Raw genomic sequence first — 24,533 nt, forward strand, 5'->3', positions numbered from 1 at the left:
GCGGAAAAGTTTTCGCCCCACCTCACGACACTAAACCATGCCAAGCGTGTTTTGCGGCTTGGCGGCGCGCGCGCGGCCCGCAATAGGAAGCCCTTCCCCGACCGCACCCAACGCATGGCCCGTTAATGCTCTATCGTCTTGCACGTCCTTTGCTTTTTCGTTTGCCGGCAGAAACCGCACACACGCTGACGCTGCGCGCGCTGGCCATGGCGCCGGCCGGCGGCCGCGCCGCGCCGGAGCCTGCGCTGGCGCAGCGCGTGGCAGGGATCGTGTTCCCCAATCCGGTCGGCCTGGCCCCAGGGTTCGACAAGAACGCAGAAGTGGCCGACGCGCTGTTCGGGCTGGATTTCGGCTTTGTCGAAATCGGCACGGTCACCCCGCGGCCCCAGGCCGGCAACCCGCGCCCGCGCCTGTTCCGCCTGGTCGAGGACGAAGCGGTGATCAACCGCATGGGCTTCAACAACCACGGCGCCGAAGTGGTCAGCCGGCGCCTGACCCAGCGCCTGGGCAAGCCCGGCATCCTGGGCGCCAATATCGGCGCCAACAAGGATTCGGTCGATCGCGTGGCCGATTACGCGGAAATGACGCGGATCATGGCGCCACTGGCCACCTATCTCACGGTCAATATCAGCTCGCCCAATACGCCGGGCCTGCGCGCGTTACAGGATGAAAGCGCGCTGGGCGATCTGCTCGATGCGGTGATCGCCGCCCGCGCGCCGCACAAGACGCCGATCTTCCTCAAGCTGGCGCCGGATCTGCAACGGTCCGATATCGATGCGATCTGCCGCATCGCCATGGACAAGCGGCTTGATGCCCTGATCGTGAGCAACACCACGATCACTCGCCCGGCCAGCCTGCGTTCGGCCCATGCCGGCGAAACCGGCGGCCTATCCGGCAAGCCGCTCGCGCCGCTGGCGCTGGAAATGCTGCGTGCGTTCCGCAGCGCCACTGGCGGGGCTATCCCGCTGATCGGTGTGGGCGGCATCGCCAGTGCCGAAGATGCCTGGCAACGCATCCGCGCCGGGGCCAGCCTGATCCAGATCTACAGCGGCATGGTCTATCATGGCCCCCGGCTGGCGCAGCACATCATCACCGGCCTCGCCCGCCGCGTGCGTGCCGAAGGCATGACAAGCATTGCAGAGGCGGTCGGGACGCAATAGCCATTGCTGCCATGACCTTGCGCAGCCTCTCCCCGCTTGCCACCGCTTCCCTCGCGGTTATTTCCACGCTGGCCCTGGCCGCCTGCCAGACCATGCCCGGCGCCACACCGGGTACGGCAACCACGCCGGCCCCCGCGCTCGCCCTCACCCCGGGCCGCACCGATGGGGCCGATGTCGGCCGCCAGGGTCTGGTTTCTGCGGCCGATCCGCGCGCGGCCGATGCCGGGGCGCAGATGCTGCGCCAGGGCGGCTCGGCCACCGATGCCGCGCTCGCCACCATGCTCGCGCTGACCGTGGTGGAACCGCAAAGTTCCGGCATCGGCGGTGGTGGTTTCCTGATCATGGCCGATGCCGCCGGCCAGGTCGATACGGTCGACGGGCGGGAAAAGGCACCTGCCGCCGCCACGCCGCAGTGGTTCTTCAAGAATGGCCAGGCCATGGCCTTTCCCCAGGCGCGCCCCGGCGGGCGCAGCGTGGGTGTGCCTGGCTCGCTGCGCCTGGCCGCGCTGGCCCATGCCGAACATGGCAAGCTCGCCTGGCACATGCTGTTTGCCCCGGCGATCCGCCTCGCGCGCGATGGCTTTGCCATTACCCCGCGCCTCTATCATGCCCTGGCCGACAATCCCGATATCGCCGGCCTCGATCCGGCCGGAAAGGCGCTGTTCTATGGCGCCGATGGCCAGCCGCTGCCGGTGGGCACGATCGTGCGCAACCCGGCGCTGGCCGATACGCTGGAAGCGGTGGCACTCCATGGCGCCGACTGGTTCTATTCCGGCGCCAATGCCCAGGCCATCGCCACCAAGGTGGGCACCGCCCCGGTCAACCCGGCGCCAATGACCACGGCAGACCTGGCCGCGTTCAAGGCCGTGGCGCGCCCGGCGATCTGCGGCCGCTATCGCCAGTATCGCATCTGTTCGATGGGGCCGCCCTCGTCGGGCGCCACCACGGTGCTGGCCACGCTGGGCCAGCTCGAACGCTTCGATCTTTCCGCGCTGGGGCCGGACAATCCGGTGGCCTGGCACCTGCTGGCGGAAAGCGAGCGCCTCGCCTATGCCGATCGTGATCAGTACCTGGCCGATCCCGATTTCGTCAAAGTGCCGGTGCCCGGCCTGGTCGATCCGGCCTATCTGGCACAGCGATCGCAGCTGATTTCGGCGCAGACCGCACTGCCCCACGTTGCCGCCGGGATTCCGGCCGGCGTCACCGCGCGACTTGCCCCGGCACGGCCGCAGCCCGAATTTGGCACATCGCATTTCGTTACCGTCGATCGCTGGGGCAATGCCGCCAGCTATACCTCCACGGTGGAAAGCGCGTTTGGTTCGGGGCTGATGGCCGGTGGCTATTTCCTCAACAATGAACTGACCGATTTCAACCTCGATCCGCTGCGCGATGGCCAGCCTACCGCCAACCGGGTGGAAGGCGGCAAGCGGCCGCGCAGCTCGATGTCGCCCACCGTGGTGTTCGACCCTGACGGCCAGATCCGCCTGGTGGTGGGGGCCGCAGGCGGCGCCACGATCCCCGCCCAGGTGATCCGCGCGCTGATCGGCGTGCTCGATTGGCACCTTACCGCGCAGCAGGCGCTGGCCCTGCCCGTGCTGTTTGCGCCTGGTGACCGCGTCTGCGTCGAACAGGGCACCCGGCTTGAGGCGATGATCCCCACGCTGGTGGCGATGGGCCATGCCCAGACCCAGGCATGCAAGATGCCGCTCAAGGCCAATGCGATCGAACGCGTGGGCGATCGCTGGCAGGGCGCGGCCGATCCGCGCAGCGAAGGCGCCGCCATCGCCCAGTGAGTCCGCGGTCATCCAGCTGCCCCATGGCAGCCGGGTGACTGCCCGCAAACCCCGCTTGCCGTAACGGAACGCGCGGCCTAGCTATCCGTTTTGGGAACTGGTCCGAATACGGGCCAGCAGGGAGAGTGTGCGTGTCCGTGGGTGAAAACCAAGCTGCCGTGCAAGTGGCACAGCTGGCTGAAATGCCGAACCTGGTCAGCCTGTTTCTGGCCCGCGCGGCGCAGCATGGCGATGCGCCGTTCCTTTCGGCCAAACGCCAGGGCACCTGGGTGGCGCAATCGTGGCGCAGCGTGGCCGATCAGGTCTGCCTTCTGGCGCAGGCCCTGCGCGCCCTCGGCCTCAATCCCGGTGACCGGGTCATGCTGGTGTCGGAAAACCGCCCCGAATGGTGCATTGCCGATATCGCGATCATGGCCGCCGGGCTGGTCACCGTGCCCACCTACACCACCAATACCGCGCGCGATCACCTCCATATCCTGGAAAATTCCGGGGCGCGCGCGATCATCGTATCGAATGCCAAGCTGGCCCAGCCGCTGCTTGCCGCCGCGCTCAACGCGCCTTGCGCCGAACACGTCATCGGGATCGAACCGCTGCGCCAGCAGCAGGCCGGCACGCTGCATTTCCATGATTGGGAAACCCTGCTGCAGGGCGATGCCGCCGCCGCCCGCGCGGCCGTGAGCCAGCGGATTGCCGCGATCCGGCGCGAGGATCTGGCCTGCATCATCTACACCAGCGGAACCGGCGGCGCCCCGCGCGGGGTGCGCCAGCACCATGGTGCGATCCTCGCCAACGTGGCCGGCGCAGCCCAAGTCCTGGCCGAGGATTTCCACCTGGGCGATGACCAGTTCCTCTCGTTCCTGCCCCTGAGCCACGCCTATGAACACACCGGCGGGCAATGGCTGCCGATCGGCGTGGGCGCGCGCATTGCCTATGCCGAAAGCCTGGAAAAGCTCGCAAGCAACATCGAGGAAGTGCGCCCCACGATCATGGTGGTGGTGCCGCGCCTGTTCGAAGTGCTGCGTGCCCGGATCATCAAGCAGATCGAAAAGCAGGGGCGTGTGGCGACATGGCTGATGGACCGCGCCCTGGCGATCGCTGCCCACCAGGAAGAGACCGGGCATCTGCGGCTGATCGATCGGCCGCTCAACCTGCTGATCGAACGCACCTTGCGCCCCAAGGTGCGGGCGCGCTTTGGCGGGCGGATCAAGGCGCTGGTTTCGGGCGGCGCGCCGCTCAACCCCGAAGTCGGGCTGTTCTTCGAGGCCATGGGGCTGACCATGCTGCAAGGCTATGGCCAGACCGAGGCTGGCCCGGTGATCGCGTGCAACCGCCCGGCCGCCGGCATTCGCATGGATACCGTCGGCCCGCCGCTCGCTGGCGTGGAAGTGGCCATCGCGCCCGACGGTGAAATCCTGGTGCGCGGCGAACTGGTGATGCACGGCTATTGGCACAACGATGCCGAAACCGCCCGCGCCATCCAGGATGGCTGGCTGCACACCGGCGATATCGGCCACATCGATGGCCAGGGCCGCATCAAGATCACCGATCGCAAGAAGGACATGATCGTCAACGACAAGGGCGACAATGTCTCTCCGCAAAAGATCGAGGGCATGCTCACCCTGCAGCCCGAAATCGCCCAGGCCATGGTATCGGGCGACAAGCGCCCCTACGTGGTTGGCCTGATCGTGCCCGATGCCGAATGGGCGATGCAGTGGTCGGTGGAAAACGACGCCCCCCACGATCTGGCGCGGCTGGCCGATCTGCCCGCCTTCCGCAGCGCGATGCGCGAGGCGGTGGACCGGGTGAACCGTGATCTGTCCGTGATCGAAAAGGTGCGCCAGTTCACCCTGGCCGACGAACCCTTTGCCATCGCCAACGAGGAACTCACCCCCTCGCTCAAGATCCGCCGCCACAAGATTCGCGAACGCTATGGCGCGCGGATGGACGCGCTGTACAAGGGATAAGGCTGGCAGACCGGCGCGCAGGCGCTAAGGGAAGCCGATGTCTCGCACCACTTCCCGTGCCACGCTGGCCGGCGCCTGTGCCACGCTGGCCGCGCAGGTTTCGGGCAACCTTGGCGCCGGTTTTGCCAAGCAGCTGTTTCCCCTGGTCGGCGCGGGCGGCGCCACGCTGCTGCGCGTGGCGCTGGCGGCGCTGGTGCTGCTGGCCTGGCGGCGGCCCTGGCGGCGCCCGGTGCCGCGCGCGCTGTGGCCGGGCCTGGCGGCCTATGGCGCGATCCTGGGGATCATGAACCTCCTGATCTACCAGGCGTTTTCGCACATCCCGATCGGCATTGCCGTGGGGGTAGAGGTCATGGGGCCGCTCGCCATCGTGCTGGCTGCCTCGCGCCGCCCGCATGATTTCCTGTGGCTGGCCTGCGCGGTAGCTGGCCTGGCGCTGTTGCTGCCCTGGCATCCTGGCCAGACGCTGGACCCGCGCGGGCTGCTGTTGGCGGGCGGCGCGGCGGTGTGCTGGGCCAGCTATATCGTCACAGGGCGGCACGTGGCGGCGGCACTGGGCACCGATGCGGTGGCGTGGGGCATGGCCGTGGCCGCCGTGGTCGTCGTGCCGATATTGGCGCTGGTGAGCGGCAGCCCGGCGCTGCTCATGCCCCACGCCCTGGCCACGAGCCTGGCCATCGCCATACTGTCCAGCGCGCTGCCCTATGGGCTTGAGATAGAGGCGATGCGCCGCCTGCCCGCAGGTGTCTTCGGCATGCTGCTCAGCGCTGCGCCGGCGGTTGCCGCGCTCACCGGCTGGGCCTTGCTGGGCGAACGGCTCACCCCCGATCAATGGCTGGCGATCGGCCTGATCGTGCTCGCCTCGGCCGGCACCGCCGCCACCAGTGCGCAGCGCGCGCGGGCCGTGGCTCAGGCCGCTTCTTCCAGCGGCACGAAATCGGGATAGAACGTCGGCGCGCGGGTGGACCAACCCGGTGCCGTGGCCGCTGCCTCGCTGATCGATTGCAGCAGGTCCTTGCGCCGCAACGGGCGGATTTGCGGCAGGGCAGCCGCGCCGCAAAACGCCGCCGGCAGCCAGGGCCGCACCTCTGCGCCCAGCAGGCGCTCATAAAGAAAGCGATAGGCGGAAAACCCGTCGAGCCGGTCCTGGCCCAGATCGAATGCGCTCAGGCGGATCAGCGCCCCCATGAACCGCTCGATACCTTCCGCCGCTGGGCCTTCGGGCAGCATCGTGCGCAGCAGCTTGAGATCCTGATAGACCACGTATTGCGTGCGGATCGCCGCGGTCTCGGCCGCCGTGCGCGCCCAGATCTGGAAAGCATCGCGCCGGCCCAGCCCGATATCCAGGCTGCGCCGGATATAGCGCTGGGTCGCCGCCGGAAAACTGGCAAATTCGCGCAGTTCGTTCAGCAGCTGGGTGGCAGTCTGGTGGTGAGACATGGCGCGCTCCGATGCGGCGGTCCGTGCCGTTCGCACCTGTCCCGCCGATAGGGCAAACGCTACGCCTCGATAGTTAGCGCGCCATTAATCAGCCCATGCGCACGGGCCCCGCCCGCCGGTTATGGCAAACTGCACCACAGCCCGCAGCGCTCTGGTTCAGCTGCGGGTGTACCGGAAATACCAGATTTCATGGCCTTGGGCGCGGGCCTTGGCGGCATAGCGGGTTTCGGGCCAGCCGCTGGGGCGCTGCTGGAAATCCTGCGCGGTTTGCGCCTGCCAGCGGAACTGGTCGGTGTGGCGGCGCATCACCATCAGCGCGTGGCGCAGATAGATCGGATGGTCGGTGCCAAAGCGGAATTCGCCGCCCGGCTTGAGCTTGCGCGCGAACAGATCGACCGGGCCATCGTTCATCATGCGCCGCTTGGCGTGGCGCGCCTTGGGCCAGGGATCGGGATGCAGCAGATAGAGGAACGACAGCGTGCCATCGGGCACGCGTTCCAGCACTTCCAGCGCATCGCCGTGGTGGATGCGCACATTGCCCAGCGGCGGATGGGCGCCATTGTCGCCATCCACATGGGTCAGCGCCTGCGCCACACCGTTCAGGAACGGCTCGGCGCCGATAAAGCCGTGGTCGGGCAGCAGGTCGGCGCGATAGGCCATGTGCTCGCCGCCGCCAAAGCCGATCTCGAAATGCAGCGGGCAATCGTGCCCGAACAGCGCCTGGGCCGTGACCGGGCCTTGCGCCGGCACCGCGATGCGGGGCAGCAGGGTATCGACCAGGGCCTGCTGGCCCTGGCGCAGGGGCTTGCCCTTGGCGCGGCCGTAGAGGCGGTTGAGCGTGGTCGGATCGCCGGATTTGTGTGCCGTCATGGGGCGCAGCCGATGGCAGGGGCGCGCGTTGCGGTCAATGCCCGGCGCACATACCGCACGGTTTCGCTTGATCTGTGATCGATCTTGGCAATGATCGGCCATGGCCACCGCACCGCTGATCGATCGCCCCCACACTTACTATTCCGCCAGCCTGGGCGACGATACTGCCTGGCCGGTGCTACAAGGTGATCACAGTGCCGATGTCGTGGTGATCGGTGGCGGCTTTACCGGCGTCAACACCGCCTTGGAACTGGCCGAACGCGGGCTGTCGGTGATCCTGGTCGAAGCCAACCGCATCGGCTGGGGCCAAAGCGGGCGCAACGGCGGCCAGGTAACCGGCAGCCTTTCGGGCGAAGGCGAACTGCGCAAGCAGTGGAAACGCCGCCTGGGCGCAGAACTTGACGATTTCCTGTGGTGGCTCCGCTGGCACGGGCAAGACGTGATCGCGGCGCGCGTCGCCCGCTACGGCATCGCGTGTGACCTCAAGCACGGCCACATCCACGCCGCGATGAAGCCCGCCCACATGGCCGAGTTGGAAGAAACCTTTGCCCAGGCCTGCGCGCGCGGCATGGGCGATGATGTCGTGCTGCTCGATGCGGCCGGCATGCGAGACCACCTCGAAAGCCCGCGCTATTGCGGCGGCCTGCTCAACAGCCGCAACATGCACCTGCATCCGCTCAAGCTGTGCCTGGGCGAGGCCAAGGCCGCCGCCCAGCTCGGCGTGCGCCTGTTCGAGGGCTCGCCGGTTGTCGACATCGTCCACGGGCCGCGCCCCCGCGTGGTCACCGCGCAAGGCAGCATCAGCGCCGCGCAGGTGATGATCGCTGGCGATGTCTATCACAAGCTGGAGCGCAAGGCGCTGGGCGGGCTGATCTTTCCAGCGGTGGGCGGCATCGTCACCACCGAACCGCTGGGCGATGCCGCCGCCGCGATCAACCCGCACGATCTGGCGGTCTATGATTGCCGCTTCGTGCTCGATTACTATCGCCTCACCGCCGATGGACGCCTGCTGTTTGGCGGCGGCGCCAACTATTCGGGCCGCGAATCACGCTCTTTCGTCGATGAATTGCGCCCGGCGATCGAAGCAACGTTTCCGCGGCTCAAGGGCGTGAAGATCGAGCATGCCTGGTCCTGCGCCATGGGCATCGTCATCAACCGCGCGCCGCAGCTGGGCAAGCTGGCCAGCAACGTGTGGTATGCCCAAGGCTATTCCGGCCACGGCGTCGCCACCAGCCACGTCGTGGCCGAAGTCATGGCCGAGGCGATCGCCGGCACCCTGGAACGCTTCGACATTTTCGCCGCGCTCAAGCCGGTGCGCGTGCCGCTGGGCGACTGGCTGGGCAACCCGCTGCTGATGCTGGGCATGCGCTGGTATTTGCTGCTGGAGAAGTTCCGTTAGGCGTTTGACCGCGGACTGATCGCAGATTCTCAGAATTTCAGAAGGAGAGTATTTCGCGCAGAGGCGCGGAGGCGCAGAGATTCAATTTTCTCTGCGCCTCCGCGCGAATCAAATTCGGTCAAACCCAAAGATCGCGGTAGAGTGCGCATGTCAGAAATCGCAGACTCGCGGGTGCTCTCGGGTTTTGCGCAAGCAGGACAGCTGGACCCCGGATCAAGTCCGGGGTGACGAGAATTATAAGTGATCTAGATGTTCAACGTCACCCCGGACTTGATCCGGGGTCCCGCTTGCTGATCTGACCCACCCACGCCGCTCTCGCACGCACAATCCAATGTTACACGTGAAACACCAAACGAAAACGGCCCGTCGTGGGAACGGGCCGCTTCGGGATTGTGCGCAGGAAAAGAGGATCAGGCCGCTTCGATGGCCGTCATGTCGTCCGGGTCGCGCAGCACATAGCCGCGGCCCCACACGGTTTCGATGTAGTTCTCGCCGCCGCAGGCATGGGCCAGCTTCTTGCGCAGCTTGCAGATGAACACGTCGATGATCTTGAGTTCCGGCTCGTCCATCCCGCCATAGAGATGGTTGAGGAACATTTCCTTGGTCAGCGTGGTGCCCTTGCGCAGCGAAAGCAGTTCCAGCATCGCGTATTCCTTGCCGGTCAGATGCACGCGCGCGGCGTCCACTTCCACGGTCTTGGCGTCGAGATTGACCGAAAGCTTGCCGGTGCGGATGACCGATTGTGAATGGCCTTTGGACCGGCGCACCACGGCGTGGATGCGGGCGATCAGCTCTTCGCGATGGAACGGCTTGGTCACATAGTCATCGGCACCGAAGCCGAACGAGCGGACCTTGGAATCCATTTCGGAAATGCCTGAAAGGATCAGCACCGGCGTCTGCACCTTGGCGACGCGCAGCTTTTTCAACACGTCATACCCGTGCATGTCGGGCAGGTTCAGGTCGAGCAGGATGATGTCGTAATCATACAGCTTGCCGAGATCGAGGCCTTCCTCCCCCAGGTCGGTGGAGTAGACGTTGAACCCTTCGGCCGTCAGCATCAATTCGATTGCCTTGGCCGTTGCCGGCTCGTCCTCGATCAGCAGCACGCGCATGGATCAGCCCCTTCTTGCCATTCCCCGGCACAGCCCCCTACTGAGGCGCATGCCCATCATTAACCATATGACCTATGAACATGAAAGGTTAATTTAACGTAAGCACAGGTCCGGTGTCGGCAGCCATTTGCCAGCAATCATCGCTGCAAACCCCGCCCTCGTCGCATTCCCGCAAATCCTTACCGCGCCGCTTCCCCCAAAGCGACAACGGCAAGGCTTGCGAAGACCAATCGTAAGCCCACACGGTTAACGTGCCTTTCCATGCGCCATCGGGAAGAACAGCAATGGCAGGCGACGATTTGCCGCGCGAAAGCGCTCAATCGGCGGCAATGCCCAGGCGCGCGGCGGCATCGCGCAGCTTTTGCGCATTGGCTGGCTGGGTCTTGAACGCCGCCAGCCCCTTGGCCAGCGCCTTGGCTGCGTCATCGCGCCGGTCCTGCTGCACACGGCTGCGAATCAACAGGATCCAGCCATCGACATTGCCGGGGTTGCGCGCCAGCCGCGCTTCCAGCCCGTCGACCATGCCGCGCGCCATGGCATCGCGCGCGCTGCTGTCCACGGCGCCGGTCTGCGCGCCCGATGCGGTTTTCAGCTCGGCGTGGGCCGGCCCAGGCAGCGCGCCCTTGCGGCGATCGGCATCCTTGCCCCCGTCCCTATCCTTGCCCTTGCCCTTGCCCTTGCCCTTGCCCTTTTCCTTGGTCTTGTCCTTGTCCACCTTGGGCAGGCGGGCCTGGGCATCGGCAATCGCCAGCCGCTTTTCCACCTCGATGTGGTGGCGCTTGCCCACGCTGCGGATCACGCTGCGGATATCGCTGGCATAGGGCGCGTCGGGCGGCGTTTCGCTCAGCTGCGCAAACCAGGCGCGCAGGGCACGGCGGTGCTTGCCGGCCAGATCGAGCGACAGCGCCTTGAAATAGCGCGCCCGGGCATTCTTGGGATCGATCGCCAAGGCCTTGTCAAAGGCGATTCGCGCCCCGCGCGGCATCTGCCCTTCGCGGCGCGAGGCCATGACCAGCGCCTCGCCCAGGAACGAAAAGCTTTCGGCATGATCAGGATCGAGCGCCGTGGCCTTGCGCAGCGCACGCGCCGCGTCCTTGTAGCGGGCGTTCTGGAAATAGGCCCAGCCCAGCATGCGCCAGCCCTGCACGTCTTCGGGCTCGTCCTTCAGGCGCTGTTCCATCCGCGTGATCGTATCATCGACCACGGGCGAAGGTTCCGGGCTCGGCTCGGCATCGGGCGCCGCGTTCGAGGCGTCGGCCGCAGGCGCACTGGCATCGGGCAGCGGCGCGGGCACTGCACTGTCTAGCACCACCGGGGTCACTTCCGGCCGCTCGGGCTGGCCGGCGGCCTCGGCCAGTTCGGCCGGACGCTCCAGGCGATAGATGCCGATGCCGCCGCCGATGATCGCCGCCACCGTCAGCACGCCCACCGCCACACCGCGCCATACCGGGGGCTTAGGCCCGCCAGCGGCAGAACTGTGGTCGGCTTCGTTCATCACATCTTCCCTCATGCCGCACCAGGGCGGCCCGATTTGGCCCGGCACCCGTGCGGCGCCGCATTATCCCGCGCCGCCCGGTGCGGTCAACGCACCCCGGCCAGCGCCTTTTGCCGGCGCCGCTGGACCGAGCTACCCAGGCCGATCGCCTCGCGGTACTTGGCCACCGTGCGCCGCGCCAGGTCAAAGCCGCGCGCCTTGAGCAGATCGACCAGCGCATCGTCCGACAGGATCGCCTTGGGATCCTCGCCATCGATCAACTGCCGGATCGCCGCTTTCACCGCCTCGGCCGAAACCCCCTCGCCATCGGTGCCGGCCACACCCGAGGTGAAGAAATACTTCAGTTCGAACGTGCCGCGCAGGCAGTGCAGATACTTGTTCGAGGTTACGCGGCTGATCGTGCTCTCGTGCATCTTGACCGCCTCGGCCACGGTGCGCAGCGTCATCGGGCGCAGGTGCGACACGCCGTGACGAAAGAAGCCTTCCTGCTGCTTCACGATCTCGGCCGCCACCTTGAGAATGGTTTTCTGCCGCTGGTCCAGCGCCTTGACCAGCCAGTTGGCATCGGCCAGCCGCTCGCCCAGCCAGGCCCGCGCCGTCTTGTCCACGCAAGAGCGGCGCATTTCCACGTAATAGCTGCGGTTGACCAGCACGCGCGGCAGCGTGGCAGGGTTCAGGCTGATCGCCCAGCCGGGCACCTCCGCTCCGGCATCGTCGGCCGGATCGCCCTCGCCCCGCGCTGGCTGCACCAGGATATCCGGGCTGATCGCCTCGGCCGGGCCACTGCCGATGCGCAGGCCTGGCTTGGGATCATAACCGCGCAATTCGGCCAGCATGTCGGCAAAGTCTTCCTCGTCCACGCCGCACAGGCGGCGCAGCCGGGCCAGTTCGCCGCGGCCCAGCAGATCGAGATTGTCGAGCAGCCGCGCCATCAGCGGGTCATAGCGATCGGCCTCGCGCGCCTGGAGCGCCAGGCATTCGCCCAGCGTGCGCGCGCCCACGCCGGTGGGATCGAGCATCTGCACCAGCGCCAGCGCCGCTTCCACCCGGCTCAGCGGCAGGCCCAGCGCCTCGGCCACCTCGGGCAGAGCCATGCGCAAGTAGCCGGTCTCGTCCAGCTGATCGATCAGCCAGCGCCCCACGAACAGCAGTTGGGCATCGGATGTCGTGCCGCCGATCTGGCCATGAAGATGCTCGGCCAGCGAGGCAGCACTCGCGCCGCGCTCATCGATATCCGGCCCTTCGCCGCCGCTGCTGCCGCCACCGTCGGCGCCGATCGTCCCTTCGCGCAACCCACTACTGGCCAGATCGGCCAGCGCCATGGCGCCATCGCCGGTATCGCGATCAAGATCGAGCGCAGACGAATCGATATCGAGCGGGCGATCCTCGGCGGCGCGGCCCTCGCCCACCAGCTGGTCCACCGGGCTTGATTCGAGATGGGTGCGCCGCAGGTCTTCGGCCGGGGCGTCTTCGCCCGCAAGGCCCGGCCCCGCCTCGCCCATTTCCAGCAGGGGGTTGGCGTCCAGCGCCTCGCCAATGAAGGTTTCCACCTCAAGGTTGGACAGCGCCAGCAGCTTGATCGCTTGCTGCAGCTGCGGCGTCATCACCAGCGATTGCGACTGGCGGATATCGAGGCGTGGACCAAGAGCCATGGCGGCGGGTATCAGCCGCCCATGGTAAACAGAATGCGAAAGCCGTGCGGCTTCACAACGTAAAGCCCTCGCCCAGATAGAGCCGCCGCACGTTGGGATCGGCCACCAGCGCCTCGGGGCTGCCGGCAAACAGCACCTGGCCGCCATAGATGATGCAGGCGCGATCGACGATATCGAGCGTTTCGCGCACGTTGTGGTCGGTGATCAGCACACCGATGCCGCGCTTCTTGAGATCCTTGACCAGATCGCGGATGTCGCTGATCGACAGCGGATCGATCCCGGCGAACGGTTCGTCGAGCAGGACGATCGACGGGCGCGCGGCCAGCGCGCGGGCGATTTCGCAGCGCCGCCGCTCCCCACCCGAAAGCGCCATGGCCGGGCTGGCGCGCAAGCGGGTGAGGCCGAATTCGTCGAGCAGCCGATCCAGTTCGGCCGCGCGCGTGGCCTTGTCGGGCTCCACCAGTTCCAGCACCGTGGCGATGTTCTGTTCCACCGTCATGCCGCGAAAGATCGAGGTTTCCTGCGGCAGGTAGCCCAGCCCCAAGACCGAGCGGCGATACATCGGCAGCTTGGTGATATCCACGCCATCGAGCAGGATGCGGCCCGAATCCGGCCGCACCAGGCCCATGATCGAATAGAAGCAGGTGGTCTTGCCCGCGCCGTTGGGGCCAAGCAGGCCCAGCACTTCCCCCTTGCCCACCGACAGCGAGATATCGGTCAGCACTGCCCGCTTGTCGTAAGACTTGGCGATGGACACCACTTCCAATCCCCCTTGGGGAATCGGCACGGCGGCACCGGTGGCGGGTTCAGACGCGAGCGCGGAGGAAGAGCCAGTCATTCCCTGCTCATAGCCCGGACCGGCGCCACGGCAAACCCCAACGCGGCAGGATTGGCGCGATTGGTGCATGGCACGGCCGCGTGGACACGCTTGCACCACGCGCACGGCCATGGTGTTATGCTGGCGGCGTTATGCCGGGGGAGAGGTGATCATGACAGCGAACAGGCCATTCATGGCCATGGAGCCAAGCGTGGCCGATCGCGCCGCCCGGCTGGAAAGCGCGCACAAGCGGGTCAGCAATGCGGTTGCCTATGGCCTGATGGTCTATACCGCGCTGCAGATCTTCCTGACGATGCGCGCTTTGGAAGAGGCCGACAACACGCTGCTGCCGATGATCGCGCTGGTCGTGCTGGTCGGTGCGATCATCCCGCTCTATCGCCGCATGGAAAAGCGCTGGGACGCCACCGCCGCCCGCCTGGCCGATGATCCGCCGGCCCTCGCCACCGCGCTCAACCGCGCGCGGCTGACGGTGTGGGCGGTATCGATCGGGCTGCCGCTGCTGGTGACCGTGCTGATCGAAGGGCTGATCGCGCTGTTCGCCCACTGATGGCCGCCTGATTGCCCCCCTGATTGCCGCTGCGCGTCCCAGCGGCTAGGAGCAGCGCACGCCAGCCCGGTGTGGCTGGCCCCCGGTGTTTCAGGTTTGGAGTGCGCCCCCGATGTTGACCCCCACCCAGGCCCAGGAACGCTGCCACGCCCTGATCGAACGCGCCCGGCGCGCCGGCGCAGAGGCGGGCGATGCGGTCTATCTCGCCAGCGGCGCGGAAAGCGTGAGCGTGCGCCTGGGCGCGCTGGAAGACGTGGAACGCTCCGAATCCGAGCATATCGGCCTGCGCGTGTTCGTTGGCGGCGCATCGGCCTCGATCGGGTCGACCGACCTGGCCGATGCCGCGCTCGATGAACTGGCCAGCCGCGCCGTCGCCATGGCCCGCGCCGCACCGGCCGATCGCTTTGCCGGCCTGGCCGACGAACATCTTCTGGCGCGCGGCCCCTTCCCCGATCTCGACCTCGATGATCCGGCCGAGCCCGCCCCGCAAGAGCTGCGCCGCCTTGCCGAGGAAGCCGAGGACGCCGCGCGCGCTGTCCAAGGCGTGACCAACAGCGAGGGCGGCAGCGCCAGCACCGGGCGCGGCGTGGTGGCACTGGCCACCAGCCACGGCTTTGCCGGCGCCTATGCCGCGAGCAGCCATTCGGTTTCGGCCAGCGTGATCGCCGGCGAAGGCGGCGCGTTGCAGCGCGACTATGCCTGGGCCAGCACCCGCTTTGCCACCGATCTGCCCCCGCCCGGCCAGATCGGGCGCGAGGCGGGCGAACGCGCCGTGGCGCGGCTCAACCCTGGCCGGGTGAAAAGCGGCGCAATGCCGGTGGTGTTCGATCCGCGGGTGGGTGGCTCGCTGGTGGGCCATCTGCTCGGCGCCATCTCGGGTTCGTCGATCGCCCGCCGTTCCAGCTTCCTGCTCGACCACGACGGCGCCCAGATCTTTGACAGCAGCGTGACCATCACGGACGATCCGCTGCGCCGCCGTGGCCTGCGCTCGCGCCCGTTCGATGGCGAAGGGCTGCCCACCGCCCCGCGCAAGCTGGTCGATGCCGGGCGCCTGACCGGCTGGCTGATGGACAGTGCCGCCGCGCGCCAGCTGGGCGCCATGCCCACCGGCCATGCCTCACGCGGGGGATCGGGCGCGCCGCATGTCACCGCCGGCAACGTGGTGATCGAGCCGGGCACGCTCACCCGCGCGCAACTGATCGCCGATATTGCCGATGGCGTCTATGTCACCGAACTGATCGGCAGCGGCGTCAACGGCGTGACCGGCGATTACAGTCGCGGCGCCGCCGGCTTTCGCATCGTCAACGGCGAAATCGTCGGCCCGATTGCGGAGTTTACCGTAGCCGGCAACCTGTTGGCCATGTTTGCCGCGATGATCCCTGCCAGCGATCTCAAGATCCAACGCGGAATCGACGTGCCCACCCTGCGCATCGACGGCATGAGCGTGGCCGGCGACTGAGGCGCGGCAGCGTTTTTTGTTTTCACACGAAGCCACGAAGGCACGAAGAAGCACAGACCCGCTCTCTTCGTGCCTTCGTGGCTTCGTATGGGCTCGATTTATCCGCGCGCCATGCCCAGCGCCATGCGTTCCAGCACATCGCCCATGGCTTGCGCCACCTCGGCATCGGCCGGCGCCACCTCGGCAATCGCGCGGCGCATCGCCTGGGCCCACTGACCGGCGGTTGTGGCGTCGATGGGAAACGGCTTGTGCATCGACATCATGCACTTGCCGGGATTGGTTTCCCACCAGTCACGCGGGCCGCCGCACCATCCCGCCAGGAAGCTGGGCAGCGATGCGCGCATCGGTGCCAGGTCTGCCGCATGCATCGCCCGCAGCGCGGCATAGGCCGGATCGCTTTCCATGAGGTCATAGAACCGGTCGGTGATCGCGCGCAGCGTGGCATGGCCACCGATGCGGGCAAATGGCGTCTCAACGGATTCGGCAGTCGCTGCCATGGCAGGCCTTTCGCGCAAGGGAGGGGATGCTTGCCCCTAACCGCCCCTGCCCCCAGCCACCTTGACCGACATCAATCCGCCACCATCGCCCGCAAGGTGTCCAGCCGGTCGGCCTCGTGCGCGGGCTTGTCGCTGCGGATGCGGTGGATGCGCGGGAAACGCATGGCCAGGCCCGATTTGTGCCGCTTGCTGGCGTGCACCGAATCGAATGCCACCTCCAGCACCAGCTGGCGATCAACCTCGCGCACCGGGCCAAAGCGGTTGACCGTGTGCTGCCGCACATGGCGATCGAGCCACTTCAGTTCCTCGTCGGTAAAGCCGAAATAGGCCTTGCCCACTGGCAGCAGGTCGGCCCCGGCATCGGGATCGCCATCCCAGCAACCGAACGTGAAATCGGAATAGAAAGACGATCGCTTGCCGCTGCCGCGCTGGGCATACATCAGCACGCAATCGATCAGCAGCGGATCGCGCTTCCACTTGTACCACAGCCCGGCGCGGCGCCCGGAAACATAGGGCGCGTCGCGCCGCTTGAGCATCACCCCCTCGATCGCATCATCGCGTGCACGGGCGCGAATTTCGGCCAGCTGATCCAGGTTGTCGGCCTCGATCACCGCCGAAATGTCAAAGCGCTGCGGATCGAGCTGCGGCATCAGCGCCTCCAGCCGGGCACGCCGCGCGGCCCAGCCCAGCGGCCGCAGGTCTTCGCCCTGCAACTGCAGCACGTCATACAATCGCACGAATGCGGGATAATCGGCCAGCATGGCCTTGCTCACGCTCTTGCGCCCCAGCCGCTGTTGCAGCGCATTGAAGCTGGCCGCCCCGCCCGCTTCGCCGCCCTGGTGGCTGCCGCGCACGAGCAGTTCGCCATCGAGCACCGCCGGGATTTGCAAGGCGCCGATCAATTCGGGAAAACTCGCGGAAATATCATCCCCACCGCGCGAATAGAGCCGGGTTTGCCCAGCCACATGCACCAGTTGCACGCGGATGCCGTCCCATTTCCATTCGGCGGCAAACGCGCCCAGGTCCACCACCGTATCTTCCAGCGGCTGGGCCAACATGAATGGGCGGAACAGCGGCAGGCTTTGCGCATCGGGCGGCGGCGCGCCATCGGCGGCCCAGGCAAACAGATCGGCATAGGGCGGCGCCTGGCCGTGCCACAGCTCTTCCACCTGCTCCACATCCACGCCAAACGCCTGGGCAAACGCCACCTTTGCCAGCCGCGTCGACAGGCCGATGCGCATCGCCCCGGTCGCCAGCTTGAGCAGGGCATAGCGGCCATTGGCATCGAGCCGGTCGAGCAATCCGGCCAGCCGCTCCGCCGCTGTGGCGCGGGTGGCGCCGGCCAGAACCTCCACCGCTTCGCTCACGCTGGGCGGGGGCAGCTGCGGTGTCTGGGGTTCGGGCCACAGCAGGCTGGCGGTTTCCGCCGTATCGCCCACATAATCGCGCGACAGGCGCCACAGCACCTCGTCCACCCGCGCATCGAGCAGCGCGCGTATTGTGCCCGCCTTTACCGCTGGAAAATTCAGCCCATCGGTCAGCGCCGCCAAGGCCCAGCCGCGATCGGGATCGGGCGTGTCGCGCAGATACTGCGCCAACAGCGCCAGCTTGCCATTGCGCGATCGGGTATAGACCAGGCCATCGACCAAGGCGGCAAAGCGTTCCATCGCTCAATCGTCCTCGTCTTCATAGCCGACCATGGCCAGCGCGCGGGCCTTGCGCTGGTGCAGCGCGCACCAGCGCAGCAGTGCTTCCTCGCGGCCATGGGTGATCCAGGTTTCGGCCGGATTTACCTCAGCAATCGTCGTGGTCAGTTCGTCCCAATCGGCATGGTCGGAAATCACCAGCGGCAGTTCGACATTGCGCTGCCGCGCCCGTTGTCGCACCCGCATCCAACCAGAGGCCATGGCAGTGATCGGATCGGGCAGGCGCCGGCTCCAGCGGTCGTTGAGCGCCGATGGCGGGCAGACCACGATGTGCCCGGCCAGTTCCGCCTTGGCCACGCCAGCGGCCGGGCGCAGTTCGCCCAGATCGATGCCCCATTCGCGATAGAGCGCGCACATCCGCTCCATCGCGCCATGCAGAAAGATCGGCGCATCGTGCCCGGCGCGCCGCAGTTCGGCGATTAGGCGCTGCGCCTTGCCCAGGGCATAGGCACCCACCAGCACGCAGCGCTGCGGATGGGCCGCCTGCGTTTCGCGCAGCCGCGCGATTTCCTCGGCGATCGGCGGGTGGCGAAACACCGGCAGGCCAAAGGTCGCCTCGGTAATGAACACGTCGCACGGCACCGGCTCGAACGGGGCGCAGGTGGGATCGGGGCTGCGCTTGTAATCGCCGGTCACCACCACGCGCTGCCCGTCGCGCTCCAGCAGGATCTGCGCCGATCCCAGCACATGGCCTGCCGGCACGAACGTGGCACGGATGCCGCCGGGCAGCGCGATGGTCTCGCCATAGTCCACACTCTGCGCGCCTTCGGGCATCACGCCATAGCGCAGGCCCATGATCGCCAGTGTCGCCGCCGTGGCCACGGTCTGGCCATGGCCACCCCGCGCGTGGTCAGAATGGCCATGGGTGACCAAGGCCTGCGGCACCGCATGGGCTGGATCGATCCACGCATCAGCGGGGGGCAGATAGATGCCCTGCGGCTCGGGGCGAATCCAGGCTAGATCGATGGGCATGCGGGGTGACAATGGCCCGCGCGCCGGTTGGGTTCCAGATGAGCGTTGGGGCGAGGTTCAGGCCCCTCCGTAAGGCCTTCGGCCTGCCACCTCCCCGCAAAGCAGGGAGGACCAAAAAATCCTCCCCATCACCGATGGGGAGGGGGACCGCCCGCGCAGCGGGTGGTGGAGGGGGGCAGGAACAAAAGAATGGGCTAGCGCCCAGCCAGCCCCTCCGTCGGGCCTTGCGGCCCGCCACCTCCCCGCGAGGCGGGGAGGATCATACGCGCTCAAGCGCCCTGCGGTTGCAGCCCGCCATTGTTGCCACCGCCCAGGAAGCGACGGCCGGCGCGCGGCACCGTGGCACCGGGTGCGGCGATCGGCCGGGCCGGGCCGCCAAAGGTTTCCGGGCGTTCCAACTGGCCGCCATCGACGAGGATCTTGATCTCGTCACCGGTCAGCGTTTCATATTCCAGCAGCGCCTGGGCCAGCACGTGCAGCTTGTCTTCATTGGCGCGCAGGATATCGACAGCCCGGGCATAGCCCTGGTCGACCAGCGCACGGATTTCGCTGTCGATCAGCTTGTTGGTCTCTTCCGAGGCCATCATGCGGGCCGAACCGCCCATGCCGAGATAGCCTTCCTGCTGGTCTTCATACTGCAGCGGCCCAAGCTTTTCCGACATGCCCCACTTGGTCACCATCGAACGCGCCAGTCCCGTGGCATACTGGATATCGCCCGATGCGCCCGAAGAGACCTTGTCATGGCCAAAGATGATTTCTTCGGCCACGCGCCCGCCCATCGACACCGACAGGTTCGCGTGCATCTTGTCGCGGTGATAGGAATAGCTGTCCCGCTCGGGCAGGCGCATGACCATGCCCAGCGCGCGGCCGCGCGGGATGATCGTGGCCTTGTGGATCGGGTCAGACGCCGGCTCGAATACCGAGACGATGGCGTGGCCAGCCTCGTGATAGGCGGTCATCTTCTTTTCGTCTTCGGTCATGACCATGGAGCGGCGTTCCGCGCCCATCATCACCTTGTCCTTGGCGTCCTCGAATTCCTGCATGGCCACCAGGCGCTTGTTGCGGCGCGCGGCCAGCAGGGCGGCTTCGTTGACCAGGTTGGCCAGGTCCGCACCCGAAAAGCCGGGGGTGCCGCGCGCGATCACGCGGGGGTTCACGTCGGGCGCCAGCGGCACCTTCTTCATGTGCACGCCCAGGATCTTTTCGCGGCCCTCGATATCGGGCACCGGCACCACCACCTGGCGGTCAAACCGGCCGGGACGCAGCAGCGCGGGATCGAGCACGTCGGGACGGTTGGTGGCGGCAATGATGATGATGCCTTCGTTGGCCTCAAAACCATCCATTTCCACCAGCAACTGGTTCAGCGTCTGCTCGCGCTCGTCGTTCGAATTGCCCAGGCCATGGCCACGATGGCGGCCGACCGCGTCGATTTCATCGATGAAGACGATGCACGGCGCGTTCTTCTTGGCCTGCTCGAACATGTCGCGCACGCGGCTGGCGCCAACGCCCACGAACATTTCGACAAAGTCCGAACCCGAAATGGTGAAGAACGGCACGCCTGCTTCACCCGCGATGGCGCGGGCCAGCAGGGTCTTGCCGGTGCCGGGCGAACCGACCAGCAGCGCGCCCTTGGGAATCTGCCCACCGAGCTTGGAAAAGCGGCTGGGATCGCGCAGGAATTCCACGATTTCCTGCAGTTCCTCGCGCGCTTCATCGATGCCGGCCACGTCATCGAACGTCACCCGGCCCGAACGTTCGGTCAAAAGCTTGGCCTTGGATTTACCAAAGCCCATCGCGCCCGAACCGCCACCCTTCTGCACCTGGCGCAGGGCGAAGAACGCCACGCCCAGGATCAGCAAGAACGGCAGCGACTGCGCCAGCACCCAGACCAGCATGTTGGGTTCTTCCTGCGCCTTGCCGGTGTAGGGCACGTTGTTGTCCTGCAACAACTTGGGCAGCAGATCCTTGTCACCATCCACCGGGGTGGTGGTGAAGGTCTGGTCGTTCTTCAGGGTGCCGGTGATCTTGTCCGCGCCGATCTGCACGTCGCGAACGGCGCCTTCAGCCACGCGGGCGCGGAAATCGGAGTAGCCGATCTGCGTGCCCGAAGCATCGCCGCGCGCCCCGAACATCGAGACCACCAGCAATAGCGCAAGGAAGATCCCTCCCCACACCAGTAGACTCTTGATCCAGGGATTACCCTGCGGCTGGTCATCGTTCATGGGCGTCACGCAATCCTTTCAGACAGGGAAGGTAGGTGCGATCCGCTGAATGGCAAGTTGCCGAATCGAACCCAGGCTGCCCAAGCAGGCAATAACGGCACGAAAGGAGCGCTTTTCACCCCGCACGATGGGGTGGCACCCGCAAAAACTGCCACGTTGCCCCCTTCCCCTCGCCGCGCAGGCCGGCCAGCGTGGCCACCTGGCCAGCCGCCAGCGCGGCATGCCAGCGCGCCAGTTCGGCGCCGCGCGGCATAGGCGTGGCCCCCATCGCGTTCAGCACCAGCTCCAGCACGCGCAGGGCCAGTGCCTGTGGCATGCCATCCGGCACGGCCAGCCGGCCATGCGCCTCATCCCAGCCCTGGGCAAACAGGCGCTGCGCGGCCCAGTCCAGCGCGGCATCGGCCTGGGCCAGGTGCTGCGCGCTGGCTGCCCAGCCGGCCGGCTCCAGCCACGCGGCGCCGGCCAACCCAAAACGCACGCGCACCCGTTCAAATCGGGTGTCCTGGTTGGAGGGATCATCCGCCGCGACAGCGCCCGCCGCTGCCACCACGTCAGCCAGTTCCGCCCGGCGCCAACCAAGCAGCGGGCGCAGCAGTGGCAAAGTCGGATCGCCCGGCACCCCGGCCCGCGCGCGCATGCCGGCCAGCCCGCGCACCCCCGCCCCGCGGTTGAGGCGCATGGCCAGGGTTTCGGCCTGGTCATCCATATGGTGGGCAGTGGCCAGCGCGGCGAGCCCCTGCCCCCGCGCCCAGCCGGCCAGCGCTGCATAGCGCGCGGCACGGGCGCGGGCCTGGATCGCGCTGCCCCCGCCCAGATCGATGCGCAGGGTGTGATGCGGCACGCCCAGATCAGCACACAGCGCCGCCACCGCGCGCGCCTCTGCCGCCGCTTGCGCACGCAAGCCATGGTCGACGGTGGCCACAGCAATCTGCCCCGGCGCATGGGCGGCGGCCAGCAACAGCAAGGCACAGCTGTCTGGCCCGCCGGAAACCGCCAGGCCCACCCGGTCTGTCTCCGACAGGTTCAGCGCGGCCCAGTCCCCGGCAAAGCGGGTCAGCGCGGCTTCGGGGATTGGGCCGGGCGCCGGCTCAATCGCACTTCACCCCTTTGACCGCGCCTTCATACTGGCTCTTGAGGCGGCCGGCGATCTGGTCGGGATAGGCATCCCGCAGTTCGGCAAAGGCGCCGCAGGCCCGCTTGGTATCATTGATGCGCGTCATCGCCACGCCGAGGTAGAGCAGGCTGTCGGGCGCACGTTCGCCCTTCTTGTCACCCAGGTAGTTCTGCAGGAACCACTGCGCCGCCGTGCCGGGCTTGCCGTCTTCCAGATAAGCACGGCCGAGCAGATTGCGCGCCAGGCTGATCTGCTTGGCCTTGGGATAGGCCGTCACGAACTTGTTCAGCTGGACCTGCGCCTCGGGATAGAACTTGGCGTCATAGAGCCGATAGCCATAAGTATATTCATCGGCCTGCTTGTCCCCGGTCGAGGGCATCTCGATCGCGGCAACGGCGGCCACCCGGTCGGCAGAGGCCTTGGCCGATGCGGGCGTGGCGGCCGGTGCCTTGGCCGGCGGCTGTGCCGGGCCAGCGGCCGGGCGCGGCGCCAGGCCGCTGCCGGCAGCCGGTGCGGGCGCGATGCCCGAAGGATTGGCGCCAGCCGGATCGGTTGCCGCCGCCGGCGGGGCCGCGGCGGTTTCCAGGGCAGACACGCGGGTGTCCAGCTTGCTCAGGTGGTTCTGGTTTTCCTCGGTCGCGGCGGTCACCTGGCGCAGTTGCGCTTCCACCGCATCGAGGCGGGACAGCACATCGGTGAGCGGGGTCGTCGCCACCGTGGGCACAGCCGGCGTGGGGGCCGGCGCCGTGGGCGTGATTTCCGGGCCAAAGGCGCGGCCAGCGCCATCGGGAAACACCTTGCGCTGCAGGGCGCGGATTTCTGCCTCCAGCCGGCGCAGCCGGGCTTCGGTGGTTTCGCCAGCGGCCTGGGCATGCGCTACCTGTGGCACCACCGGCACCACGGCCAGGGCCATGCCCAGGGCGGAAAACAACGCGGGGCTGGCCCGGCGGAACAAGGTCTTCATGGTAACTCCCGTCTCGATCATCTGCCGCCCCACGGCAACATCCGCCCCCCAGCGCATGTCCGTTCCTGAAAAGCTATATGCATCGGCCCGTTCGGCGCGTTTCGGGTCCGGTCTCAGGGCGTGTGGTGCAATGGCCGCAAAGTGCCGCACCGCGCGCGCGAAGTCGAGCCTTGTTGCAAGGACTTTGCCCCACCCACGCCTTTGCCCGCCAAGCCTTTCGCCAATCGCGCGCTCAGTTCACCACGGCAGGCGCCGTAGCGGCCACCGTTGGCGCCGCGGCCGGCTGCACCGCGGCGTCACCGCCATCGGGCGCGCCCGCCGGGGCAGAGCGCGCCGCCGTGCGCCGCACCAGGCGATGGGCCGGGCCGGCAGCAGGCATGGCGCTGGCCTGATCGGCTGCCTGATTACTTGGCGGCGGGGCGGCGGCATGATCGGCCCGCGCCCACAGCGCCGGACCGCTGACCGCCACGTCCTTGACGATGCCCTGCTTGTCGGCAATGCGCGGCACGGCCTGGCCGCCGATGGTGATCGTCAGCGCATCGGGCCGGCCGGTCCACAGCTTGGGATCGGTCACGCCATCGGGCACGGTATAGGTTTCGCCCTTGGCCATCAGCTTTTGCACCAGCTGCTTGCCGCTGCCGTCATAGAACTTGACCCAGATGCGGTCTTCCTGCGCGGTGAACACCACCGGGCCATTGGGCCGCGCCGCGGCCGCCGGCGCGCCGGGCTGCTGCGACGCCGGCTTGGCTACGGCCGGCTTGGGCTGTTCGGGGCCGACCAGCGCCGGCAGCTCGGCCGAGGGCCAGTAATAGCTGCGCCAGAACACCAGCCCCAGGCCCAGCACCGCCACCACCAGCAGGCCGGCCAGCCAGCTGATCAGGCGCGAGGGGGTCTTGGCCGGATCGCCCGCTTCGAACTGGTGGATCACGCGGGTTTCGGGCGCCGGCGCACGCGCGCTCAGTTCGCGCCGCACCGCTTCGGCGATCGCCGCCTCGTCCAGGCCCACCGCCTTGGCATAGCTGCGCGCAAATCCCAGGGCATAGGGGCGGCCGGGCAGGCTGTCATAATCACCCGCCTCCAGCGCCTCGACATGGCGGGCGGTGATGCGGGTGCGCGCGGCAATATCTTTCAACGAAAGGCCCTGCGCCTCGCGCGCGGCGCGCAGGGTGGCGCCCACGCCCGCCGGGGCGGCGGCGTCCGGCTGGGGGGAATGAAAATCTGACCCGATCGAGTCGGCCAAGGCGCGGCTCCCGTCTTCTCTGCTTGTTCTGCAACCCTTTGGCTTGGTAAAAAGCCGATAGAAGGGGATCGTTGCAATTGCGCGAAAGTCAA

The 24,533-nt window shown here is 67.4% G+C and carries 20 protein-coding genes; 7 read left to right on the forward strand and 13 right to left on the reverse strand.

Going from position 1 to position 24,533, the window contains the following annotated elements:
• The first annotated feature begins 125 nt into the window (after window positions 1-125).
• The 4 genes from ABIC78_RS00315 to ABIC78_RS00330 all read left to right on the forward strand — a co-directional run bounded on the left by ABIC78_RS00315 (window position 126) and on the right by ABIC78_RS00330 (window position 5,860).
• Window positions 126-1,160, forward strand: a complete 1,035-nt coding sequence (locus ABIC78_RS00315) for a quinone-dependent dihydroorotate dehydrogenase (protein ID WP_022677612.1) — start codon at window positions 126-128, stop codon at window positions 1,158-1,160.
• A gap of 11 nt (window positions 1,161-1,171) precedes the next feature.
• Window positions 1,172-2,953 carry a gamma-glutamyltransferase gene (gene ggt, locus ABIC78_RS00320; protein ID WP_354487163.1) on the forward strand — a complete coding sequence of 594 codons (1,782 nt, stop codon included), beginning with the start codon at window positions 1,172-1,174 and terminating at the stop codon, window positions 2,951-2,953.
• A 182-nt stretch (window positions 2,954-3,135) separates the two neighbouring features.
• Window positions 3,136-4,917: an AMP-dependent synthetase/ligase gene (locus ABIC78_RS00325; protein WP_107716506.1), complete on the forward strand. Its 1,782-nt coding sequence runs from the start codon at window positions 3,136-3,138 to the stop codon at window positions 4,915-4,917.
• 37 nt (window positions 4,918-4,954) lie between these two features.
• Window positions 4,955-5,860 (forward strand): EamA family transporter, encoded by a 906-nt coding sequence (locus ABIC78_RS00330; RefSeq protein WP_062783160.1) that lies wholly within the window; start codon window positions 4,955-4,957, stop codon window positions 5,858-5,860.
• Here ABIC78_RS00330 and ABIC78_RS00335 read toward each other — a convergent pair.
• Together ABIC78_RS00335 and trmB are read right to left on the reverse strand one after the other, a co-directional pair.
• Complete coding sequence (locus ABIC78_RS00335; protein ID WP_022675298.1) at window positions 5,824-6,354, reverse strand: hypothetical protein; 531 nt, start codon at window positions 6,352-6,354, stop codon at window positions 5,824-5,826. The two genes, ABIC78_RS00330 and ABIC78_RS00335, sit on opposite strands and share 37 nt — an antisense overlap.
• A gap of 156 nt (window positions 6,355-6,510) precedes the next feature.
• Window positions 6,511-7,224: a tRNA (guanine(46)-N(7))-methyltransferase TrmB gene (gene trmB, locus ABIC78_RS00340; RefSeq protein ID WP_054131631.1), complete on the reverse strand. Its 714-nt coding sequence runs from the start codon at window positions 7,222-7,224 to the stop codon at window positions 6,511-6,513.
• 100 nt (window positions 7,225-7,324) lie between these two features.
• On the opposite strand from trmB, the gene ABIC78_RS00345 reads away from it, so the two are divergent.
• The gene (locus ABIC78_RS00345) at window positions 7,325-8,623 is read left to right on the forward strand and encodes an NAD(P)/FAD-dependent oxidoreductase (RefSeq protein ID WP_354487166.1); all 1,299 of its coding nucleotides are present in this window, start codon (window positions 7,325-7,327) and stop codon (window positions 8,621-8,623) included.
• Between the two features lie 410 nt (window positions 8,624-9,033).
• Here ABIC78_RS00345 and ctrA read toward each other — a convergent pair whose 3' ends face one another.
• The 4 genes from ctrA to lptB all read right to left on the reverse strand — a co-directional run bounded on the left by ctrA (window position 9,034) and on the right by lptB (window position 13,720).
• Window positions 9,034-9,735 carry a response regulator transcription factor CtrA gene (gene ctrA, locus ABIC78_RS00350; RefSeq protein ID WP_022675302.1) on the reverse strand — a complete coding sequence of 234 codons (702 nt, stop codon included), beginning with the start codon at window positions 9,733-9,735 and terminating at the stop codon, window positions 9,034-9,036.
• Window positions 9,736-10,051: 316 nt separating this feature from the next.
• Entirely contained in the window at window positions 10,052-11,230 is a 1,179-nt protein-coding gene (locus ABIC78_RS00355; RefSeq protein ID WP_354487168.1) for a tetratricopeptide repeat protein, read from the reverse strand.
• Window positions 11,231-11,316: 86 nt separating this feature from the next.
• Complete coding sequence (gene rpoN / locus ABIC78_RS00360; protein WP_354487170.1) at window positions 11,317-12,882, reverse strand: RNA polymerase factor sigma-54; 1,566 nt, start codon at window positions 12,880-12,882, stop codon at window positions 11,317-11,319.
• A 52-nt stretch (window positions 12,883-12,934) separates the two neighbouring features.
• Window positions 12,935-13,720 carry an LPS export ABC transporter ATP-binding protein gene (lptB, locus tag ABIC78_RS00365; protein ID WP_022675897.1) on the reverse strand — a complete coding sequence of 262 codons (786 nt, stop codon included), beginning with the start codon at window positions 13,718-13,720 and terminating at the stop codon, window positions 12,935-12,937.
• A gap of 151 nt (window positions 13,721-13,871) precedes the next feature.
• On the opposite strand from lptB, the gene ABIC78_RS00370 reads away from it, so the two are divergent.
• Together ABIC78_RS00370 and ABIC78_RS00375 are read left to right on the forward strand one after the other, a co-directional pair.
• Window positions 13,872-14,267, forward strand: coding sequence for a hypothetical protein (locus ABIC78_RS00370; protein WP_133726780.1), 396 nt, complete (start codon window positions 13,872-13,874; stop codon window positions 14,265-14,267).
• A gap of 112 nt (window positions 14,268-14,379) precedes the next feature.
• The gene (locus ABIC78_RS00375; protein ID WP_354487173.1) at window positions 14,380-15,726 is read left to right on the forward strand and encodes a TldD/PmbA family protein; all 1,347 of its coding nucleotides are present in this window, start codon (window positions 14,380-14,382) and stop codon (window positions 15,724-15,726) included.
• A gap of 98 nt (window positions 15,727-15,824) precedes the next feature.
• Here ABIC78_RS00375 and ABIC78_RS00380 read toward each other — a convergent pair whose 3' ends face one another.
• From ABIC78_RS00380 to ABIC78_RS00410, 7 genes are all read right to left on the reverse strand, one after another.
• Window positions 15,825-16,223, reverse strand: a complete 399-nt coding sequence (locus ABIC78_RS00380) for a group II truncated hemoglobin (RefSeq protein ID WP_309804903.1) — start codon at window positions 16,221-16,223, stop codon at window positions 15,825-15,827.
• A gap of 71 nt (window positions 16,224-16,294) precedes the next feature.
• Window positions 16,295-17,890, reverse strand: a complete 1,596-nt coding sequence (locus ABIC78_RS00385; RefSeq protein ID WP_354487175.1) for a cisplatin damage response ATP-dependent DNA ligase — start codon at window positions 17,888-17,890, stop codon at window positions 16,295-16,297.
• 3 nt (window positions 17,891-17,893) lie between these two features.
• Window positions 17,894-18,901, reverse strand: a complete 1,008-nt coding sequence (locus ABIC78_RS00390; RefSeq protein WP_054131640.1) for a ligase-associated DNA damage response exonuclease — start codon at window positions 18,899-18,901, stop codon at window positions 17,894-17,896.
• 269 nt (window positions 18,902-19,170) lie between these two features.
• Window positions 19,171-21,123: an ATP-dependent zinc metalloprotease FtsH gene (ftsH, locus tag ABIC78_RS00395; RefSeq protein ID WP_354487178.1), complete on the reverse strand. Its 1,953-nt coding sequence runs from the start codon at window positions 21,121-21,123 to the stop codon at window positions 19,171-19,173.
• Between the two features lie 115 nt (window positions 21,124-21,238).
• Complete coding sequence (gene tilS, locus ABIC78_RS00400) at window positions 21,239-22,216, reverse strand: tRNA lysidine(34) synthetase TilS (RefSeq protein ID WP_502915632.1); 978 nt, start codon at window positions 22,214-22,216, stop codon at window positions 21,239-21,241.
• Entirely contained in the window at window positions 22,212-23,258 is a 1,047-nt protein-coding gene (locus tag ABIC78_RS00405) for a tetratricopeptide repeat protein (protein WP_354487182.1), read from the reverse strand. Before ABIC78_RS00405 ends, tilS begins: the two co-directional genes overlap by 5 nt.
• A 175-nt stretch (window positions 23,259-23,433) precedes the next feature.
• The gene (locus ABIC78_RS00410; protein WP_354487184.1) at window positions 23,434-24,441 is read right to left on the reverse strand and encodes a helix-turn-helix domain-containing protein; all 1,008 of its coding nucleotides are present in this window, start codon (window positions 24,439-24,441) and stop codon (window positions 23,434-23,436) included.
• Window positions 24,442-24,533: the final 92 nt, after the last annotated feature.

Source organism: Novosphingobium sp. 1529 (assembly GCF_040544855.1).
Lineage (GTDB): Bacteria > Pseudomonadota > Alphaproteobacteria > Sphingomonadales > Sphingomonadaceae > Novosphingobium > Novosphingobium capsulatum.

Bases quoted from the DNA above. Each gene is read 5' to 3' on its own strand.
- ABIC78_RS00315 (WP_022677612.1), top strand. From the start codon at position 126: ATGCTCTATCGTCTTGCACGTCCTTTGCTTTTTCGTTTGCCGGCAGAA.
- ggt (WP_354487163.1), top strand. From the start codon at position 1,172: ATGACCTTGCGCAGCCTCTCCCCGCTTGCCACCGCTTCCCTCGCGGTT.
- ABIC78_RS00325 (WP_107716506.1), top strand. From the start codon at position 3,136: ATGCCGAACCTGGTCAGCCTGTTTCTGGCCCGCGCGGCGCAGCATGGC.
- ABIC78_RS00330 (WP_062783160.1), top strand. From the start codon at position 4,955: ATGTCTCGCACCACTTCCCGTGCCACGCTGGCCGGCGCCTGTGCCACG.
- ABIC78_RS00335 (WP_022675298.1), bottom strand. From the start codon at position 6,354: ATGTCTCACCACCAGACTGCCACCCAGCTGCTGAACGAACTGCGCGAA.
- trmB (WP_054131631.1), bottom strand. From the start codon at position 7,224: ATGACGGCACACAAATCCGGCGATCCGACCACGCTCAACCGCCTCTAC.
- ABIC78_RS00345 (WP_354487166.1), top strand. From the start codon at position 7,325: ATGGCCACCGCACCGCTGATCGATCGCCCCCACACTTACTATTCCGCC.
- ctrA (WP_022675302.1), bottom strand. From the start codon at position 9,735: ATGCGCGTGCTGCTGATCGAGGACGAGCCGGCAACGGCCAAGGCAATC.
- ABIC78_RS00355 (WP_354487168.1), bottom strand. From the start codon at position 11,230: ATGAACGAAGCCGACCACAGTTCTGCCGCTGGCGGGCCTAAGCCCCCG.
- rpoN (WP_354487170.1), bottom strand. From the start codon at position 12,882: ATGGCTCTTGGTCCACGCCTCGATATCCGCCAGTCGCAATCGCTGGTG.
- lptB (WP_022675897.1), bottom strand. From the start codon at position 13,720: ATGACTGGCTCTTCCTCCGCGCTCGCGTCTGAACCCGCCACCGGTGCC.
- ABIC78_RS00370 (WP_133726780.1), top strand. From the start codon at position 13,872: ATGACAGCGAACAGGCCATTCATGGCCATGGAGCCAAGCGTGGCCGAT.
- ABIC78_RS00375 (WP_354487173.1), top strand. From the start codon at position 14,380: ATGTTGACCCCCACCCAGGCCCAGGAACGCTGCCACGCCCTGATCGAA.
- ABIC78_RS00380 (WP_309804903.1), bottom strand. From the start codon at position 16,223: ATGGCAGCGACTGCCGAATCCGTTGAGACGCCATTTGCCCGCATCGGT.
- ABIC78_RS00385 (WP_354487175.1), bottom strand. From the start codon at position 17,890: ATGGAACGCTTTGCCGCCTTGGTCGATGGCCTGGTCTATACCCGATCG.
- ABIC78_RS00390 (WP_054131640.1), bottom strand. From the start codon at position 18,901: ATGCCCATCGATCTAGCCTGGATTCGCCCCGAGCCGCAGGGCATCTAT.
- ftsH (WP_354487178.1), bottom strand. From the start codon at position 21,123: ATGAACGATGACCAGCCGCAGGGTAATCCCTGGATCAAGAGTCTACTG.
- ABIC78_RS00405 (WP_354487182.1), bottom strand. From the start codon at position 23,258: ATGCGCTGGGGGGCGGATGTTGCCGTGGGGCGGCAGATGATCGAGACG.